The sequence below is a fragment of the Shewanella japonica genome, from assembly GCF_002075795.1.
Classification (GTDB): Bacteria; Pseudomonadota; Gammaproteobacteria; order Enterobacterales; family Shewanellaceae; genus Shewanella; species Shewanella japonica.
In genome coordinates, this window is the sequence record NZ_CP020472.1 from 4411506 (window position 1) to 4432059 (window position 20554).

Annotated in this window: 7 protein-coding genes; all 7 read left to right on the forward strand. The window is 43.2% G+C overall.

Annotated features, from left to right (window positions below; genetic code table 11):
* Positions 1-5: 5 nt before the first annotated feature.
* The 7 genes from SJ2017_RS18965 to SJ2017_RS18990 all read left to right on the forward strand — a co-directional run bounded on the left by SJ2017_RS18965 (position 6) and on the right by SJ2017_RS18990 (position 20553).
* Positions 6-1898 (forward strand): sensor domain-containing diguanylate cyclase, encoded by a 1893-nt coding sequence (locus SJ2017_RS18965; RefSeq protein WP_080917527.1) that lies wholly within the window; start codon positions 6-8, stop codon positions 1896-1898.
* A 26-nt stretch (positions 1899-1924) separates the two neighbouring features.
* A complete protein-coding gene (gene hemB, locus SJ2017_RS18970; protein ID WP_080916947.1) occupies positions 1925-2935 on the forward strand; it encodes a porphobilinogen synthase in 1011 nt (336 codons plus the stop codon).
* Between the two features lie 207 nt (positions 2936-3142).
* The gene (locus SJ2017_RS18975) at positions 3143-15721 is read left to right on the forward strand and encodes a T1SS-143 repeat domain-containing protein (protein ID WP_167692945.1); all 12579 of its coding nucleotides are present in this window, start codon (positions 3143-3145) and stop codon (positions 15719-15721) included.
* A gap of 40 nt (positions 15722-15761) precedes the next feature.
* Positions 15762-16712 carry a type I secretion system permease/ATPase gene (locus SJ2017_RS21775; RefSeq protein WP_244899729.1) on the forward strand — a complete coding sequence of 317 codons (951 nt, stop codon included), beginning with the start codon at positions 15762-15764 and terminating at the stop codon, positions 16710-16712.
* A 12-nt stretch (positions 16713-16724) separates the two neighbouring features.
* Positions 16725-17924, forward strand: coding sequence for an ATP-binding cassette domain-containing protein (locus tag SJ2017_RS21780; protein ID WP_244899730.1), 1200 nt, complete (start codon positions 16725-16727; stop codon positions 17922-17924).
* Complete coding sequence (locus tag SJ2017_RS18985) at positions 17921-19234, forward strand: HlyD family type I secretion periplasmic adaptor subunit (RefSeq protein WP_080916950.1); 1314 nt, start codon at positions 17921-17923, stop codon at positions 19232-19234. The genes SJ2017_RS21780 and SJ2017_RS18985 overlap by 4 nt, the downstream gene beginning before the upstream one ends.
* Positions 19235-19257: 23 nt before the next feature.
* Positions 19258-20553, forward strand: a complete 1296-nt coding sequence (locus SJ2017_RS18990) for a TolC family outer membrane protein (protein WP_055023572.1) — start codon at positions 19258-19260, stop codon at positions 20551-20553.
* Position 20554: the final 1 nt, after the last annotated feature.

Below are 20554 nucleotides of genomic sequence, written 5' to 3' on the forward strand. Positions count from 1 at the left end.
CGAGCATGGCAATCGATCATGATTATGTACAAAGCCAAACTCAAGTATCAGCGATTAATAATCAAGATGTTGTTGACACAAACGATCATAAAAATACCCCTCTCAGATTAACAGAATCTTCCATCACCAAAATTGATCTCACTGATTGGCTCTACATCCATAACTCCAATAATATAACCGAGCTTGCTACCCTCACCTTACACAATAACAACAAGCAAAATTGGCATAAATTTACCGAAGCAGACATGCGCTCAATTGGAGCGAAAAATACTTGGGTTAGCTTCAGTATTTATAACCCTAACGATCAATTGTCACGCATTATCGCCTTAGATAACCCACTGTTAGATAGATTGAAGTTGTTTCATCTAGTGGATAATGATTTAAAGAATGTTGAACTGATGGGGGATAGCCTGCCTTTTGATCAACGTCCGCTGCAAAGTAATTTATTTCTATATCCATTCGACATGAAACCCGGCGAGCTGCATACCTTTTATTTTAAAATTAATAATCGCGGCACACTCAATATTCCCTTAGTGCTTTGGAGCAAGAATGATTTTAGCCATGCGATAGAAACCCAGAGCCTAGTGCATGGGCTTCAAATTGGTATTTTAATCGCAATTAGCTTATTCAGTTTATTTATTGCACTGGCTTCTGGCTCGTTCAGTTACAGCTATTACTGTGGTTATGTCATGAGCTTAACGATCATTGTCACGAGTATTTATGGTATTTCATTTCAGTATATTTGGCCCTCATTGCCTGGACTGCAGCAATTAATCATTCCGATGATGATCCCTATCGCACTGGCTTTTGCATTGATGTTTACTGAAAAGGTTATGCAACTTAAATATCATAATAAACGCATGTTGCTAATGGGGCGCTACTTGGCAGTTTATTGTGTATTCCTAAGCTTAGTGATCTCATTTTTAAATTTTGAAGTGACCATATACCTCCTGGGTGTATCAATCATTTTAATTAGTTTTACCTTAATTGTGTTTTCAATAATACAAGTTCTAAAAGGCACTAAAAACGCACGCTTCCATGCCATAGGCCGTATTGGTTTATTTGCTGGTTCTTTAATATCAGCATTAATCTATTTAGGTCATATTAGCTGGCAAATTTTGCCGCAAACTCCAATTATGGTTGGGCTGACCTTTGAGGTCATTATCATGTCAGCAGTATTGGCTATGCGCTATAACGATGAGCGCAAAGCAAAATTACAAATGCAGAAAAAAGCGCTTGAACAAGCGGTAAGGTTACAACAAAACCGAGATGAAGCACTACGAGCTGAAGCGCAAGCGAACGAGCGCTTAGAACAAATGGTGGCACAGCGAACCTTAGAACTTGAAGTGACCTTGCGTGAGTTAAATGAAGCTAACCAAAAACTCACTCAGCAGAATACCATTGACAGTTTAACGGGTGTTAAAAACCGTAGTGCTTTTGATAAGCGTCTTGCCGCTGAGGGTCGTATCAGTCGTCGTCAACAGACACCATTGGCGATATTAATGATTGATATCGATAAGTTTAAAGACATTAACGATCAACATGGCCATCTTGCTGGCGATCACTCAATAAAAGTGATTGCGACTACAATTTCAGATTTTTTAAAACGTCCAACCGATCTGGTGTCACGTTTTGGTGGTGAAGAGTTTGCTATTATATTACCGAATACTGATAGTGAAGGAGCCATGCAGTTAGCAGAGCAAGTTCGCTTAGCAATATCCAAGTTATCCATTGATTGGGAGAATAACCCTATTCCCCTTTTTGTAAGTATTGGAGTCAGTGCTTCGGTAATTGAAACTGATGAACACCCAACTCTGCTACTTGAACAAGCCGATAAAGCGCTTTACCAAGCTAAGCGCAATGGACGAAACCAAGTAAGCCTATTTTCGTCCGAATAAGAGCAAATTAATATCAGGAGTCGAATGTGAATATTATTACTAGTGCGTTTCCACAGCGCAGAATGCGCCGCATGCGTAAACATGATTTCAGCCGCCGTTTAATGTCAGAAAACAAATTGTCGGTAAATGATCTTATCTACCCAATGTTTATTCTTGAAGGTAACAATCGCACTGAACAAGTGGCCTCTATGCCAGGTGTTGAACGTTATTCAATCGATTTATTGCTTAAAGAAGCGGCTGAGCTCGTTGAATTAGGTATTCCGCTTATTGCCTTATTCCCTGTGACTCCGGCAGAAAAGAAATCATTAATGGCTGAAGAAGCTTATAACCCTGATGGGCTGGTTCAGCGAGCTGTGCGTGAACTAAAGCAAGCTTTCCCTGAGTTGGGCGTGATGACTGATGTAGCTTTAGATCCATTCACCACTCACGGTCAAGATGGCATTATTGATGATGACGGTTATATTCTTAACGACATCACCACTGAAATCTTAGTCAAACAAGCCCTATCTCATGCTGAAGCAGGTGCTGATATTGTTGCGCCTTCTGACATGATGGATGGCCGTATTGGCGCTATCCGTGAAGCACTGGAAGCTGCGGGTCATGTGAATACCCAAATTATGGCTTACTCAGCCAAGTACTCTTCTAGCTATTATGGCCCATTCCGTGATGCAGTAGGCTCAGCAGGCAACCTTAAAGGTGGCAACAAGCACAGCTATCAAATGGATCCAGCCAATAGTGATGAAGCACTTCACGAAGTCGCATTAGATATTCAAGAAGGTGCTGACATGGTGATGGTTAAACCTGGTATGCCGTATTTGGATATTGTTCGCCGCGTTAAAACAGAACTTGCAGTACCAACATTTGCCTATCAGGTCAGCGGCGAATATGCGATGCACATGGCTGCGATTCAAAATGGTTGGTTAGCCGAAAAAGCCATCGTAATGGAATCATTACTTTGCTTTAAGCGTGCTGGCGCTGATGGAATTTTAACCTACTTTGCCAAATCTGCCGCTCAGTGGCTTAAAGAAGACAAATAAAAATTATTGATTGTTTTAAAAAAGAGGCCAATTGGCCTCTTTTTTTGTATCTTTATGAATCAAAACAGGTGAATATTTCATCATCGCTTTTAAATTTAACAAACAAGGTTTATGCTTTAAATTGCGCTTAATTTGTTGGTGATCCTCGTCATAAGCGGTAAACGTATTTGATTACTGACAACAATGGATTGAAATTAAGGAATGCAAATGATTGTTGATGGTGTAGATGTGTTGTACTACGTTAAAATTGGCTCAAGCATTTTCGCTGTAGCGAACGATGGTCAATGGCATGCGGTTACGCTAGATAACGTCAGCAATGAATTAACCGTTCATGACGTCAATGCTGAAAGTATTTTTATTAATGCAGACAGCGCCCCTTATATTGTTGTCGACCAACAAATCGTTTTGCTGCCTAATTCATTACTGATTAATTCAGCCAAAGACGAAGGGCTGCAAGATAGCCCAACTCAAGATAGCTCGACTGAACCCGTTTCTATCAGCTCAAATACTTCTGGCGAGAACAGTAATAATGTCAGTAATAGCGGGCTTAACTACTTCTACCAAATCATTCAAACTCGATATAATGCGCTCATTGCCCAATCTGGTTACGACACTCAAGGCGATGAACAATTCAATTCTGCTGACTCAATCAATTCCCTTGTTGGCAGCCAAGATACTTTTTTAACGTTAACTTTATCTGCCAATATTGAAGATGCAAACGACGGCTATTTAAACCAGTTTGAAGTCCCTAGGGTCGATATCAATGGCCAAGCACTCGATGCTCGAAATGGGCAAGTACTCCAGCTCACGCTAACGGATATACAGGGTCAGCAAATTGTATTGTCAGTATTGGTGATGAATGAGTCATGGCAAGTGAATGGCCTTGATATATCAACCCTAGCTGAAGGACTGATTACCGCAGAAATCAGTGCACCAACCTATCAAGGGGAAGCTGCACCAGCAACGGATCAAACCATTAAAGATACCCTCGCCAGCATTACCATTGAAATTGAAGACAATGATAATGTTATCAATGCTGCAGAAATTATCTCTGTCACCATCAAAGGTAACGTCACTAACGTCGAAGATGGTCAGACAGTGCTTGTGACGTTAACGGATGCCAGTGGTCACTCTCGCACAATGTCAACCACGGTAATGAGTGGTGCTTGGCAGCTTGATGCTCAAGACCTTTCCGACTTCGATCAAGGTTCACTCACAGCAACCGCTGAAGTTATTGATATAGCGGGTAACCCCATTGCCGCCACTACAGCAGATTCTATTGATATCCTTGCGAATATTGACATTAGCGTTGATACAGGCAATGACGAATTTGTTAATCGGTTCGAGATGAAAAAGCTCGATTTCTCAGGCCGTGTGGTTGATGTCGAAGATGGCCAGACAGTCACCATCACAATTACCGATATCAATGGCCAGGTATTAACCTTTACCACCCAAGTTATTAATGGCGCTTGGCAAATAGATAACGCTGATATTGAAGCTTTAGTTGATGGAGAATTACGATTTGATGTCGATACAACAGACTTAGCAGGCAATCCAGCCAGTGCTTCAACTACAGTGATTAAAGATACCATCGCCAATGTCACCATTAATGTCATTGACTCAGACAATCTATTAAACCAGCAAGAAATTGATGACCTCAATACTATTTTTGGTATTGCCAATAATATTGAAGATGGGCAAAAGATCTTCATCACCATCACTGATAGTTTAGGGCAAGTATTCACCCTGTCATCAGAAGTCACTCATGGTATCTGGAGTTTATCAGGCTTAGATGCTTCAGATTTAGCAGACGGGGTATTGCACCTTTATGCCGTGGCAATTGATGCAGAAGGTAACCCTGCATTTGGTAGTAATACCATTATCAAAGATACCCAAGCAGGGATCACTGTTGACATTATCGATAATGATGGCGTTATCAATGCAGCAGAACAAACACAAGTCGGCATACAAGGTAGCGTATCTAAAGTTGAAGATGGCCAAACCGTCACAGTAAGAGTAAGTGATGCTCACGGCAATGCATTAACACTCACGACCACTGTCATTAATGGCCAATGGTCATTGCCTGCCCAAGATTTAAGTCATTTTGATGATGGCACTCTAATCGTTATCGCTGAAGTCAGTGATATCGCAGGCAACCTTGCAACGGCGGCGACATCGATGCCAGTCGATACCACCGCAGAGATTAGTATCGACTTTCTGGATAATGATGGTGTTATCAATTCAATAGAAATCACTAACGTATATTTTCATGGTAGCGTAGCGAATGTAGAAGATGGTCAAACTGTTATCATCAATTTAACCGATGATTTAGGTAACACACGAACGATAACAACCTCTGTGATTAACGGACTTTGGGCCCTACCTTCACAAGATCTGTCACCCTTTGATCAAAACTCGTTAGTGGCAACCGCCACCGTCACAGATATTGCAGGAAATGCCGCAAGCTCATCATTACCACTCCCGATTGATACCCTAGCAAGTATTAGTGTTGAAATTATTGATAATGATGGCGTGATTAATGCCGCTGAAATGACTCAAGTGGTGATTCAAGGGACTGTGACGAATGTTGAAGATGGCCAAACGGTCACCGTACTGCTCTTTGATAATCAAGGTAATACACTAACGTTAACCGCGATAGTCTCAAACGGAGAATGGCAACTCGCTGCGCAAGATTTATCAAGTTTTGATGATGGGTCACTGTTCGTAACTGCGCAGGTAAGCGATCTTGCAGGTAACCCTGCAACGGCAGCAACGCAGTTACCTGTCGATATTCTTGCTGACATTAATATCGACGTCGACACTGGCCGTGATGACATTATTAATCGTTTTGAAATGCTACGGTTAGATTTTTCAGGGCAAGTTAATGATGTCGAAGACGGCCAAAGCGTGACGATTATCGTCACTGACTCTTTGGGTACATCGTTAACTTTTACCACCACTATCACAGCGGGAAATTGGCAAATTGATAATGCCGATATCTCTTCACTCGTTGATGGCGATATCCAGTTTGCCGTTAGCACCGTTGATATCGCAGGTAACCCAGCCTCAACCTCTACGATTGTCACCAAAGACTCCCTTGCTGCTGTCACCATAGAAGCTGTCGACGATGACAATACGCTCAATGCGACTGAAGTCTCCACAACGACTTTACGAGGTGAAGCACTTAATATTGAAGATGGTCAGAACGTACTCGTATGGGTCACCGATGTTAATGGCTTACGCCTTATTTTCAATACGACAGTTGTTGATGGCCAATGGCAGTTAGATAATCTAGATTTATCTTCACTAGCAGAAGGTGAACTCAGCCTAAGAGCCTTATCCATTGACGTTGAAGGCAATCCAAGTATTGGCAACAATACCGTAGCCAAAGATACCCTTGCCGAAATCACTGTTGAAATCATTGATAGCGATGGCGTGATTAATGCTGCCGAAATGGCTCAAGTGGTGATTCAAGGGACGGTTACCCATATTGAAGATGGTCAAACCGTAACGATAAATCTCACTGATAACCAAGGTCATAGCCTCACGTTAACAGCTCAAGTCAATGGTGGGATCTGGCAATTACCAGCCCAAGACCTATCAGGTTTTGATGATGGCTCTTTAGAGGTCACAGCAACCGTAAACGATATTGCAGGTAACCCTGCTACTGCCACTGCTCAGTTACCTGTCGATATTCTTGCCGATATCACGGTTGAAATCCTTGATAATGATGGTGTCATTAACGCCACTGAAATGACACAAGTGGTTATTCAGGGCACGGTAACCGATGTTGAAGACAACCAAACCGTCACCGTTATCATTACCGATAATCAAGGCCATAGTCTAACGTTAACCACACAAGTCATTGCTGGAGTTTGGCAACTTGCAACTCAAGACTTATCAGGTTTTGATGATGGCTCTTTAGAAGTCACAGCAAGTGTTAACGATGATGCTGGCAACCCTACCACTGCGACAACTCAGTTACCCGTTGATACCACGGCAGTCATCACAATTAACATCATAGATAACGACGATATCATTAACCAAACTGAGCTTTTGGCCGTCGTTGTTAGCGGAACCGTCACTAACATTGAAACAGGACAAGATGTGACTGTCACGCTGACGGATGCGAATAATACTTCCACCAGCATCATCACCACGGTCAATAGTGACGGTACGTGGACCATTTCAGCGCAAGATCTAGCCGCATTAGGTTTTGTTGACGGTATTTTAACAGCATCAGCAACGGCAACCGATGTCGCGGGAAATACCGCCAGCGCAACGGATCAACTTGTTATTGATACTCAAGTAACCATTGATATCGATACTGGCGCAGATGGGTTTGACGTCGGGTTATTTACCTATGGTCGAGAATCATCTTTATCTGGCACCACAACAGGTGCAGAAGAAGGCCAAACAGTCACTCTAACGCTAACTGATGGAGTCACCACCAAAACATTCACTACTGATGTTAAGGCCGATGGCACTTGGGAGTTTGATGAAACCTTAGATGTAGATGGATTAGATCAACGTATAAGTTGGCAGATGAGTGTCAGTGTGACCGACCTTGCTGGGAATACTGCTACAGATGAAATGCCGTATTTAGATATTCCTGATGATGGTTATTTATATGAGTTAGTGTTAAACATTAACAATCAAACAAGTACCCAGTTTAGTTTTGATATTCCTAATGCCGAGCTGACGTTATCAACAGACCAATCCTTCCTTCTACAAAACCAATCTAATGGCCAAGACTTGTCGATTGTGATCGCGCCAAACGGCCTGTTTTTCCAAGTTTTTAGGGATGGAGATAACGAACTCGTCCTTGAAGCGACGCTTATCGGAACCGAACTCAACGTTACCCTTTATCAAACGCTAGATAACCCTGCTACAGGTAATTTATCCACATTAATTCGAGTTGAGGGGCTTCAAACGGATACAGATGGCACAACTGAGCAAATCATCACTTACGCCATACTGCATGTAAAAGATACTCCTGAATTAGCCATTGACGATCACTTCACAGCCATTGAAGATACCGCTATGACGGGCTCGATAACCGGTAACGATTACACTATCGAAGGCCCACTGGTCGTCGAAACCGTCACATTCAATGGTATCGATTACCCCGTATTAGAAGGCTCTCCAGCTGTTATTGATACGGGTAAAGGTGAATTAACGGTTTTATACAATGGCTTTTGGCGATTTGAGGCAAGTGACAATCTAGATAACACCGTAGAACAATCCATAAGTTTTGACTACACAGTTACAGACTTTGACGGCAGTATTGCATCTGCAACCAGTACCATTATCATCGCTGACGGTGCAATTGGTAACATGAGTGATGCCAGCTTTTCGACTGCAGAAGCGATTATCAACTCCCCTAATACAGACTCACGCTCTTTTACCATTTCCGCAGGTTCAGACTCCATCGTCGCCAGTTCTGTGGTGTTTAGTAGTTTATCGTTAATCCCATTAACCGCATTAGGACTAACATCTAATGGCGACAGTCTCAGTTATATCCTCAGTCCAGATGCTAAAACCATCACTGCATCTGCAAATGGAGTCACTGTATTTACCTTATCTCTTTCTGCTGTCAGTAATGGCGATGATGTCGATGTGACAGCGGTAATGACATTAACTAGGCCATTAGATCATTACAGTGCTGAATCACTGGAATTAGCCACATTAATCGATGCCAATGATATTGATGGCAGTCATATCGATTTAGGTAACCTTAAATGGAACATACAAGATGGCAATGATGCAGCTATCAATAATATTGAAACCTTGATTTTTGATGAAACAAATCTCATAGGAACACCTATTGCCCAAACAGGTCAGTTTGATATTCAAGTCGGTGCCGATGCTATCGACACATTAGGGTTTGATATTGACCAGCTTCCTGAGCTCACCGTTGGCGGTGAAGCGATTCAATTTGACTTATCCGCTGACGGATTAACGCTGATCGCACATACTGGCGATCCTGCTCAACCAATATTTACCATTGCGATCGACAATGGCTGGAATAATGAATCTGACACTTTATCTCATGGCTATACAACAACGCTCCATCAACCTTTTGATCAAATTGATACTGACGACATCAACTTTGGCTTATTCATAACTGATAATGATGGCGATACAACACAAGCCACGATGACGTTGACAGTAAAAGATGATGAAGCAGGTGAAATTACTGGTATCACAGTGCAAATAAGTGAGCTGCCTAGCGTTACTCCAGGCGTTGATAACCGTGCTAGTGGCTTTATTAATATCAGTGCTAAAGGCGACCCCATCGTCGATATCAAATTTGCCATTACCGATGGCGACGTGGTTGTAGATGCAGACAATAATGATGTGACTCAAAATGGGTCACTCGTGTATTGGGTGATATCTAATGACGGGGCAACAGCAGAAGGACAAACAGCTGACGGAACTGTAGTGTTCAGAATGAGCCTGCCAACAGACATCCATATCGATGCCGAGTCCACAGCTCAAATTGATTTTGAAATGCGTATGTTAGGCCCAATTGACAACATCGCAGGCTCGGGGGTTGAAAGCAAAATCAACGTCGATGTTGTCGCAACCGACAGCGACAACACAGATATAAACGCCATTATTTCTATCGATATTTACGATGGAGAATCTCCAAGTCTGCCTTCTTCGCTCATCTTAACAATCGACGAAGGTGAGCTAGTCGACAACAACAGCGTCCTTAGCAGTGCGGTGTTAAATATCGATAATGGCAGTGATGATATCAGTAGTATTGAAATTGATCCCAGCTTTACTTTTGGGGCTTATACCAGTAGTGGGCAGTCAATATTACTCAGTAATTTTGCTGATGGTAACGGCTGGTATACCGCCATTAGAGCCGGAGACAGTAGTGAAGTATTTAGAGTGCGATTTAACGCCAATGGTAAAGTTGAATTTGAGCAATTTGAGGCCATAGACCATCCTGATGGCAATGGTGAAAATACCTTAACCATCAGTTTTGACGTTATCGCAACCGATGCCGATGGCGATACCTCAAACAGTCAAACGATACATATCAATGTTCAAGATGATGTCCCCATTCAGCATGACTCATCACTCACCTTTACCGAAGAAAACAATGCTGACCACAGTGTTAATTTGTTTAATCAAAAACAACAAGGCGCTGATGGAGCACAAGTCAGTAAATTTATATACAAAGGCACAGAATATTCAGCAGGCGATTCAGTTGAACTCTTTACCGATACCGGAGTTAAGTACGGAACGTTAGTGATTACTGCCAACGGTAAAGCCACAGTAACCAGTATGATTTTTGAATATGATGAACTGTTTTATAGTGAAGTGGTTCAGGTATATGTCACCGATACTGATGGTGATACCGTCATTGATAACCTCACCATCACGGCTAACGATAAAGCAGGCTCTATCAAGGTGCTCAACCCCAATTATACCGAAGATACACCTGGGGCTTTATCTATCGTCGCCTTGCCTGGCGATATTGATGAAGGGGAAATCATTCAAAGCATTGTCATTAACAAAGCATCTTTAGCAGGTGGCACACTCACATTAGATGGCCAACCTGTCAGCCTAGATGCCGATGGGAACTATATCTTGAGTGGTGGAGATCTGTTGATCAGTAACCTTGGTATAGCGATCCCTAGCGGTGACTTAGTGTTCCATCCTCCTGAAGACGCCTCGGATGCAACTTTAACCATCAACGCTGAAATCACAGTCAATATTAATAACAAGCCGTCAATCTCGACTGAAGTTCCGTTGACTATCGCCTCTGTTGCCGATACACCTGAATGGGAAAACACCAGCCAGTTTACCTATGATGTCAATGAAGATGATGGTGCTTTCAATATAAGCCTGTCAGCCAGTACTAAGGATGTGGTTGGTATTGATGCTCAGGGCTCTGAGGTCATGACCTATGTCATTTTCAATATTGCACTAGGTATTCAGCTCACCAGTACAAACAGTGAAGGCGTGCAATTCTCTATCGCCAATGGCCAAGAAATCAGTGCAGATGAATTAGCATTATTACAAGCTACAGTCGGTGAAAATTTAGCGGGCCAATATAGCTTTGATGTCAGAGCCATCTCGACTGAGCCTGATAATGGCGATACTGCGCAAAGCCCCAATGAAACAATCACCATCAATGTCACCCCAATTGCTGATGCACCCACATTAGTGACTCGTGATATCAATGGTCAAGAAGATCAGCCTATCGCTTTAAACACAATTTTATTTGGCGAATTAACCGATACATCCAGCTCTGAAAGCCTCCATTTTGAATTAACCTTACCAGATGGTTGGCAGATTGATGCCCCAAGCGCTATCCATTTAGGCAACAATGTGTGGACTGTCTCGGTAGACGATCTTTTTGCCAGTCCAGAAGCCATGCTAGTGCCTTTAGCAGACGCAAGCTCTGCAAATCTTGGTGACTTTACTATTTCGGTTCGCAGCTTTGCGACAGAAACTACCCAGGATGGTATCGATCCAGTAGACAGTATTATCAATCCCAACCCCAATTACAGTGCCCCACAAACCATAACGATAGCTCTCACCGGTGTCGCCAATGATGCGCCGACCATCACCTCAGATCCCACAGTCTGGGAAATTACCAATGATGGTAATATCAATTCAGTGGCGGCGTTCAATGAGGATACTGATATTCCGCTATCATTTACGGTAATTAGCTCAGATGTTGATGGCTCAGAAAGTTTAAGCTTACGCATTGTGGGCTTGCCTGACGGTGCAAACTTTGTCGACAGCAATGGCCAGATTGTTAATTTACCCGTAGTCGGTTTTGACGGTTCAGCACCTATTTATAGCGTTACAGCAGCAGAGTTATCTGCACTGTCAATCAGACCCGCTGAAGATTTTAGTGGTCAAATTAACTTACAACTATTTGTCGAAAGCACCGAATTAGATGGCGATAGTGCGCAATACGAACTCAATCTCAATATTGATATTGCCCCAGTAATTGATGAAACATCCGCAACATTAACTACCACCAGCAATGGCAAAGAAGATCAACCTATTGTACTGAGTTTAATACCGGCTTTGTTAGCCGATATTGACGGTAGTGAAAGCATCACAGATATGACGATCTTTCCTTCTAGTGAGGGGATCATTTACTTATTCGATGGCGCTGAAATAACCGTGGGCAGTTCAGGCCTATTACTATCTGAACTTACCGATGAATTTAGCCCAACATTAATAGAGTTGCTCAACTCGGGACGTTTAGCCGTACTGCCACCACAAGATGCAGACGGCACTTTCTCATTAGACGTTATTTATCAAATTACCGACACCTCTGATACAGGAGAAACTTCGGTTCAAGATATCGCGAGTCAGCTTTCTATTGAAGTCGATGCCGTTGTAGAAGGCATCACACGATTACAGGTGAACAACACCGTCCTTTATAGTCCAGATGGCCAACCTATTACCATTGGCGATGATATTGTGTTTTTTGATGGTGACATTGATGGCTCTGAAGTACTCGACTATATCGTTATTACTATGCCAAGTGCTGACGGCTGGTATATCACCCATCCAAATGGCGCAATTAACGACGGTGATGGCAGATGGATAATTCCTAGCAATAATATGACCAGTGACTCAGTTCAAGAACAATCACTGGCGATTTTAGAAGGAATGACCATATCAAGTGACCACATCACACTCTTTCAAGCTATCCATGTAGAAGCCAGAGTGCTAGATAGAGATGACCCAGAAGTTATTTCAGCCAATATCTTTGTCACCTTTGATCAACCCACTTCAACCTCAACAGCTTCAACTGTGACGGCACTGCAATCGACGACCGTAGATGCCACCGAAGATAACGCCATCAGTTTTGCTGGCCACTTAAACCTATCCATCACGAGCGATAATAATGATGTGATTAGCTTTAGAGTACTTGCTAGCGATCTCCCACAAGGGGGCTATTTCAGTGGCAGTGATGTCATTGCACTTTATGATACCAGCGGTGAAAACGTGATTGAATATGTCTTTACTACAGCATCATTAAGTAACCTCACACTGCACAATGTTGCCGACGACTTTGCCGGAGACATGGTCATCCCTATTCGCATTATTGCAACGGACTCACTCAGTGGTGACACCCTAGTTGATGATAGCCAGAGTCTGGATATTAATATCTCCCCTATCGTTGATGGCCTGTCGCTAGATGTATTAGTTGATACTATGGATGAGGACGATCCGACACCACTTGGCTTGTTCCTTACTTATGAGGATCTAGATCCAACTGCTGATAATGGTGGTGTTGAAAAAGTGGTGCTTGATGATCCCGCCCAATCATTCACCATACAACTGCTCGACGGTGGTCAGCTAATTGATAACTCAGGATTATTCCAATTAAAGTCTGGCACCACAGATACATGGGAATTCACAGGTTCTAGCAATGCTGCATTAAATTCAGCACTGGCCTTATTACAATTTTCGCCTCCCGAGCATTTAAGTGGGGACTTTAGGTTACAGATATCTGGTGCAGTCAGTGACACCGCTGATATTGATTCAGCAGATGTCATCGATACTACAAATTTCAGTAACACAATTACGATTCATGTAAACCCTGTAACCGACGCTGCAGAGATCCCAGCAGGCCTAATCACTATCAACGGTTTAGAAGATACCGATATTTTGCTTAGTGGCATTAATAGCTCAGTTATCGGCTTGATTGACCGAGATGGTTCGGAGGTGCAATACATCACTCTTAATGGCGTGCCAGAAGGGGCGACTGTCTATTACCAAGATGCAGGTGGTGATTTACACATTCTGCCAAACAATGACGCAGATGGCGGTCAACTCAATGGTACTCCGACAACCTATTGGACAGTCACACCCGATCAACTAGATAGCATAGTCGTTAAGCCTCCACACAACTTTAACGGTGATATGCCACTGTCTTTATCCATCATCACCCAAGAGTTAGGCACAGATGATTTTGTGACTACCTCAATGGACTTTATTGTTGGCGTCAGCCCTATCGCAGATGGCGTACAAATCATTTCTGCTCCAGACGATTATACGGGTAATGAGGGCGATGACATCAAAGTAGAAATTGCCGCAGAACTACTTAATCTCGATGGGAGTGAATTCTTTGTTGTTGATTTTCTAATCTCCTCAAGTGACACCAGTGCCCTTGTCGACCTTGAAGGGGTAGAAATTGATGGGCAATTTGTCGCTTTAACCGCTAATGGTTCAGGTGGATATATCGCCAGCTTAATTGTTGAAGCAGTCAGCTTAGCAGAAGTCAAAATATTACCTGGTGAACTTGCCTTTGGTACGCTCAATGTTGAAATGGCAATTTCCAGTATTGATACTGCGGAAGTCCTCGGCTCGGAAGAGCTCGACAGAAGCCAAAGTCAAACCGTGTCTTTTGATATTGAATTAACCCCAGAGGTCGATCCGCCTATTTGGACTCAATTTGCCGACTTCACGACCAATCAAACAGACAATATCGCTTTAAACTTGGGCTTAGAGCTGCAAAACCCTGCACCAAATGAAACCGCAACATTAACGATTCTTGGCCTATCAGATGGCATGACGCTTTCGAAAGGTGAAAAACAAGGCAATAAATGGATTGTTAATATCGAAGATGTCGCAGGGCTTACATTAAGCGGTGCGACAGACGGGGAAACAATTACTTTATCACTCGATCCGATTGCGACATTAGGTTCTGATGTGGCCGATGGTGAGCTTGAAACCATCACAATTACCGTTGATAGCAACGCCGTTGTGGCTAATGCATTTGCAGCCAATACATTTGCAGCGAATGCCGCCTACGCTTCAGCTTTCAATATGGCAATGGCGATGACGGTTACCCAGCCAACGGAACTCGACAATCCGATAGTCCATCCATTTTATGATGAAGCAGCGCTAGAGATGATGCAGCTCGATATCATGCAAGAAATGCATGAAAGAGCACAATTTGAGCAAGTGCGGCATTATGAACATGGCTATCGAAACCTGACTCCAACTGCCACAGCTGTATTTGCTGAAATCGAGTTAATGGAACAAACCGTCGCTCGTTATCAACATGAGCAGTCGCGTAACCCATTATCAAGCCAACCTATAGACGCCATTTTACCTATTGATGAACCGGTCATATCAGATGACATACCGATTCATCAAGATACGATGCCCCCTGTTGCGTCTAATGACTACAGTAAATTGACCTTAGATTCAGAGCCCGACTTTGAACCAGGGACTGAACCAAACTTTGAACCAGAATCTGAACCAGAGTTTCAACCAGAGTTTCAACCAGAACCTGAACCATTGCTCAGCGGTAAACCTGAATACGGATATCAAGATCCGCAGCCTATTACCGACGCTGAAGCTCAAACTGTAGAGCCAATTTTTAGTCATCTCGATAATAACTTAGCCCTACTCAGTGAAATGAGCCCAGTAGCGCAAGAGTTGTTGGAACCAGCTCTGCCCAATGAAGGTTTATCAACAATAACGATTGAGCCAACCAGTCAATTATCAATCGATATGCAACAAACTCATTCATATGACAAGCTTATTCAGCAGCCAGGTTTTGATGAGATACAGCCAATTCCAGACGACACCCAAATGAATGCAACATCAGAGAATCAAACAGAGGCTGAAAACCTATTAGCGCTCACTGATGCGATAAAACAGTCCATAGCACATCAGCAAGATACTTCATTATTCGATGTGCAAACAGATGTCCATTTAAGCCAAACTGAATTGGATGAAATAAACCAATTAGCCGCCCATCAGGCCTTATTAAATCAAAGCTAGAATCAAAAACTAAAAACGCATAAGGATACGCAATATTACAATGTCAGTTACAGATAGCAGTCATGCCGATATAGCTCAACATGAAGCCTTAGTTAATATTCTAGTATTAGCCAAAGCTCACTTTGGCTTAAGCATTAGCACTGAACAAGTGCAGCAGGCACTGCCTGTACAAAAGGACATCGCCATCCAACTCACCACGGCGATGGCCAAAATAAGCTTGGACGCTGCTTCGCAAAAAATTGATAGCCAGCATTTAGCGCTACCTGCACTCCTGACCGATGCTAATCAACAGGTTTTTCTCATTACCCAAAAACAAGCTGCAGGTTTTACCTTACTCAATGCTGCTGGTGAACAATCAACAATCTCACCCAAACAATTAAGCCAACAGTTTCCTCAAAAAAACAGCCTGTGTTGGTATCTCAAGCCACTCGAACAACTCGACGAGCGAGGTACTGAGCACCACAAAGAGACCAAAAGACATTGGCTTTTAGCCGCATTTGATGAAGTAAAACCGTTTTACGGCAGCTTTCTGATTGGTTCTCTGGCCATTAATTTACTCGCCTTAGTCACACCATTATTTACCATGAATGTGTATGACCGCGTTGTGCCCAACCAAGCCATTGATACCTTATGGGTCCTCGCTAGCGGTGCATCCATTGCGATTGTTTTTGACTGGTTACTGCGCCAAGCTCGTACCCGTCTTGCAGACGTCGCTGGCAAGCAAGTTGATATTAAACTTTCAAGCACATTATTTGAAAAAGTCGTCGGAATGCGGCTTGAAAACCGCCCTGCATCATCAGGGGCTTTCGCTAAACAATTACAAGAATTTGATAGCATTCGTGACTTCATCACATCAGTTACCCTTGTCACGGCAGTGGATTTACCTTTTACCCTATTATTTTTACTCTTAATTGCATGGTTAGGTGGCGTCATGGTGTTTGTGCCATTAACCTGCATGCTCGTACTCATTTTACTGAGTGTTTTTATGTAAAAGCGCTTATCAGTGACCATAGAAGAATCATCAAAACTGTCTACTCAGCGCCAAGCACATCTAGTCGAAAGCCTAAATATGCTAGCCGAAATTAAACAAAATAACGGTCAAGCTAAAGCCTCACGTATTTGGCATGAAACCGTCAGTAGTCTTGCAGATTGGCAAAATGAGTCCCGTATTAGCTCAAATACCCTAAGCCATAGTGTGATGAATTGTCAGCAGCTAGTGTCCATTGGCCTAATTATTACTGGCGTTTATCAAATTCATCAGGGTAACTTGAGTATGGGCGGGCTTATCGCCATCGTCATGCTCAGCGGACGCGCCTCAAGTGCTATCAACCAAATAGCCATGCTATTACTAAAATACCAACAGACTCGCTCAGCAATTACTTCGGTTGAATCTATCTTGTCTTTACCCCAAGAAAACCAGCAGCAATCAATGAGTGTGTCGCAATTTCCATTTAATGGCAGCCTACATCTACGACACGCAAGTTTCAGTTACCCAGAGCAGCCACTAACTGCATTTAATGACATATCCCTTGATATTAAAGCAGGAGAAAAAGTCGGTTTTTATGGCCCTGCAGGTGCGGGGAAATCAACATTACTGGCACTCATTGCAGGGCAGTATCAATTAAATGAAGGTCAACTTTTTTACAATCAACTCGAAGCGCAACAATGGTCAGTTAATCGGCTTCGTGACCATATCGGTTATATGAGTCAGCAACCCTGTTTAGTTTATGGCACCGTCCTAGACAACTTACTTTACGGACTCCAGCACGTGGATGAAGCATTACTGGCTAAAACCATGATGAATACGGGTATCGATAAGTTAATGGATAGACTCGGCAGTGGTTTAAACAGCCAAGTGGGTGAATTTGGCCGCCAATTATCGGGCGGACAACGTCAAGCTATTGCCCTTTGCCGTACTTTACTCAGGCAACCAAAACTACTGATATTAGATGAGCCAACAAGTGCCATGGATGAGCGCAGTGAAACACAAATTATCAGTAGCCTGAAAATGAATACCGCTGATTGCACCCTGTTAATCTCATCCCATAACCCCAAAGTATTGAGTCTTTGTGATCGCATCATAGTAATGGATAAAGGGGCGATAATCGGCGAGAAATCTGCCAGTGAATTTATTGAGCCCAGTAAGCGCCGAATTAAAGCGGTCAATGTGCGCCAGCACACAAGCAATGAGGTGAAATCATGAGTGCCAACATGCACATCAAACACCTTGAAGGGGCAAAACGTGCCAACACTGTCATCATGCTGACTGTTGCCTTGCTTTTGGCCACGATTACTTGGGCTGCCTTCGCCACCTTAGAAGAGGTGGTGGTTGGCGAAGGCAAAGTGGTACCAGCCACAGCCGTTCAGCAAATAGAAAGTTTAGATGGCGGCAGCTTAAAAGAAATTTTAGTCAAAGAAGGCGATACCGTTAATGCGGGACAAACTTTATTAGTGATAGATGAGTTACGATTTGCCTCAGCATTCCATGAGGCAAGACTCAATAGCGTTGCCTTAAAAAACCAACTCACACGATTAGAAGCATTACTTGAAAGTGTGCAAATCAATGAAAATGAACCGTTATGGTTTTCACAAGTGCAAGTCAGTCCGCAACAGTTTGAGATTGCAGACCCTTCAGCCAATCGTCGTGCTCAAGCAATATACTCATCGCAACTCTCACAACTAATATCGCAATTAGATCAAACAGCGCAAATCGTCGAGCAAAAACGCCAAGCCAAAGAAGAAGTGAATATTAATATTGAGGCTCAACGCAGTGGTCTTAGCATGGCGAAACAAGAAATCCGTATGACCCGTGAAGCGGTTAGTGAAGGCGCCGTTGCCGAACTTGAGCTATTAAAACTTGAGCGAGACGCGGTTCGTTTACAGGGAGAATTATCTGCCTCGCAAGCCAGTGAAAGACAGCTTCAGGCCGCGATCAGTCAAGCAGTTGCAGAACGTCGCAATGTGGCACTCGATTTTATTAATCGCATGACCGATGAGCGCAATAAAACCAGTAACGAACTCTCAGCGTTAACCGAAAACATGAAAGCGCTAGCCGATAGGCTCGAACGCACCCAAATCACTACGCCAGTCACTGGTAGCGTGTCGAATATTCTGGTGCGCTCCGCTGGTCAAGTTGTTGAACCGGGGCAAGTTATCATGGAAATAGTGCCGCAAGATGATCAACTGATTATTGAAAGCCAAATAGCGCCCAAGGACATCGCATTTGTCCATACTGGACTGCAAGCCATGGTGAAATTTACCGCTTATGATTTTGTCATTTATGGTGGCATTAAAGGTGAGGTGATTTATGTCAGTCCAGATGCCCAGCAACTAGAAGATGGCACCACCTATTATGAGGCGCACATAAAAACAGATGAAACTCAGCTCAATGGCTGGCCAATTATCCCCGGAATGCAAGCTTCTACAGATGTTTTGACCGGTCAAAAAACAGTTTTAAATTACTGGCTTAAACCATTATTACGAGCCAAAGCAAATGCACTAAGAGAACCGTAAAGGTACCAGAAGGTAAGGATACTATGCAAAAACTGCTATTCATTTCTGCTTTAGTGATGTCCACTCAAGTTCAAGCAATGACGCTAGAACAATCGGTGGCTGAAGCGATAAATCATCACCCTAGGCTGCAGCAAAAATACGCTAGCTTTGAAGCTGCTGTTCGCTATAAGAAAGCCGCAGTAGGAGACTATTTACCCCAAGTGAAGTTGTATGGTGGTGTAGGCTATGAAGAGGTGCGCTATAACAGCGGCCAACGCGTCGATACTGATTTAAATCGCACCGAGTTAGGCGTGAAAGTGTCGCAGCTATTATTTGATGGTTTTAGAACCACTTCAGAAATTGACCGCCTCGAATTTGAACAAGAGGCTGAACGCTTTGGGCTGATTTCTGAAGCTGAAAACCTCAGCTTAGATGTCGCAACAGTGTATCTCAATTTAATGCTGTCTAACCGTGTAGTGGGGCTTGCTGAACGTAATATTGTCGAACACGAAGACATCTTAAAAGACATTATTTTGCGTCAAGCAAAAGGCCTGAGTAGTGAATCAGACGTCGCGCAAGTCAAAGCCCGTGTAGCAACAAGTCAATCGGGATACCTTGCTGCGCGCAATGAGCAAATGGATTTACAAGCTCGTTATTACGACCTAGTTGGCCAACTTCCCACAGAGCTGCATGATGCCAAACCCGATTTTAATTATGTACCTACATCACTCAAGCTGGCACTAGAGCAAGCCGTTAAGAACCATCCAGAAATTGATGCGGCCATAAACGATACTCAAGCTGCTTCGTCACAGTATGAGCGAGAAAAAAGTGACTACTGGCCTAAGTTATCAATCGAGTTACAAGCCAATAAAAATGACAACATTGGTGGGATTGAAGGGCCTGATGAAGATGCACGAGCCATGCTAATGCTCAGTTATGACCTCTATAATGGCGGTTCAACCAATGACCGAGCAGAAGCCGCGGCCTGGCAAGTACAACAAGCAAAATCAATTCGTCAGCAAACTGAAAAACAAGTAATTGAAGGCACTCGACTTGCTTGGAACGCCTATGAATTTGTTGGCCAGCAACGTAAGTTTTATCAAGTGAATGTGGACCAAGCCGTGCAAGCAGAGCAAGGCTATCAACGTCAATTTGAGCTAGGAAGACGTTCACTTCTTGATGTGTTAGATGCCAAAGTAGAAGTCTATTTAGCCAGAAAAAACTACCTTAGCGCCTATTACAATTATCATATTGCATCGTATCGATTAATTAATGCCACAGGTCAACTCATTGAATCATTTAGAGTCGACACCCCAACACAATGGCAAGAGGAGAAGTAAT

What these genes read in the sequence shown, in the direction of transcription:
- SJ2017_RS18965 (WP_080917527.1), top strand. Translation starts at nt 6, where the DNA reads ATGGCAATCGATCATGATTATGTACAAAGCCAAACTCAAGTATCAGCG.
- SJ2017_RS18975 (WP_167692945.1), top strand. Translation starts at nt 3,143, where the DNA reads ATGATTGTTGATGGTGTAGATGTGTTGTACTACGTTAAAATTGGCTCA.
- SJ2017_RS21775 (WP_244899729.1), top strand. Translation starts at nt 15,762, where the DNA reads ATGTCAGTTACAGATAGCAGTCATGCCGATATAGCTCAACATGAAGCC.
- SJ2017_RS18985 (WP_080916950.1), top strand. Translation starts at nt 17,921, where the DNA reads ATGAGTGCCAACATGCACATCAAACACCTTGAAGGGGCAAAACGTGCC.
- SJ2017_RS18990 (WP_055023572.1), top strand. Translation starts at nt 19,258, where the DNA reads ATGCAAAAACTGCTATTCATTTCTGCTTTAGTGATGTCCACTCAAGTT.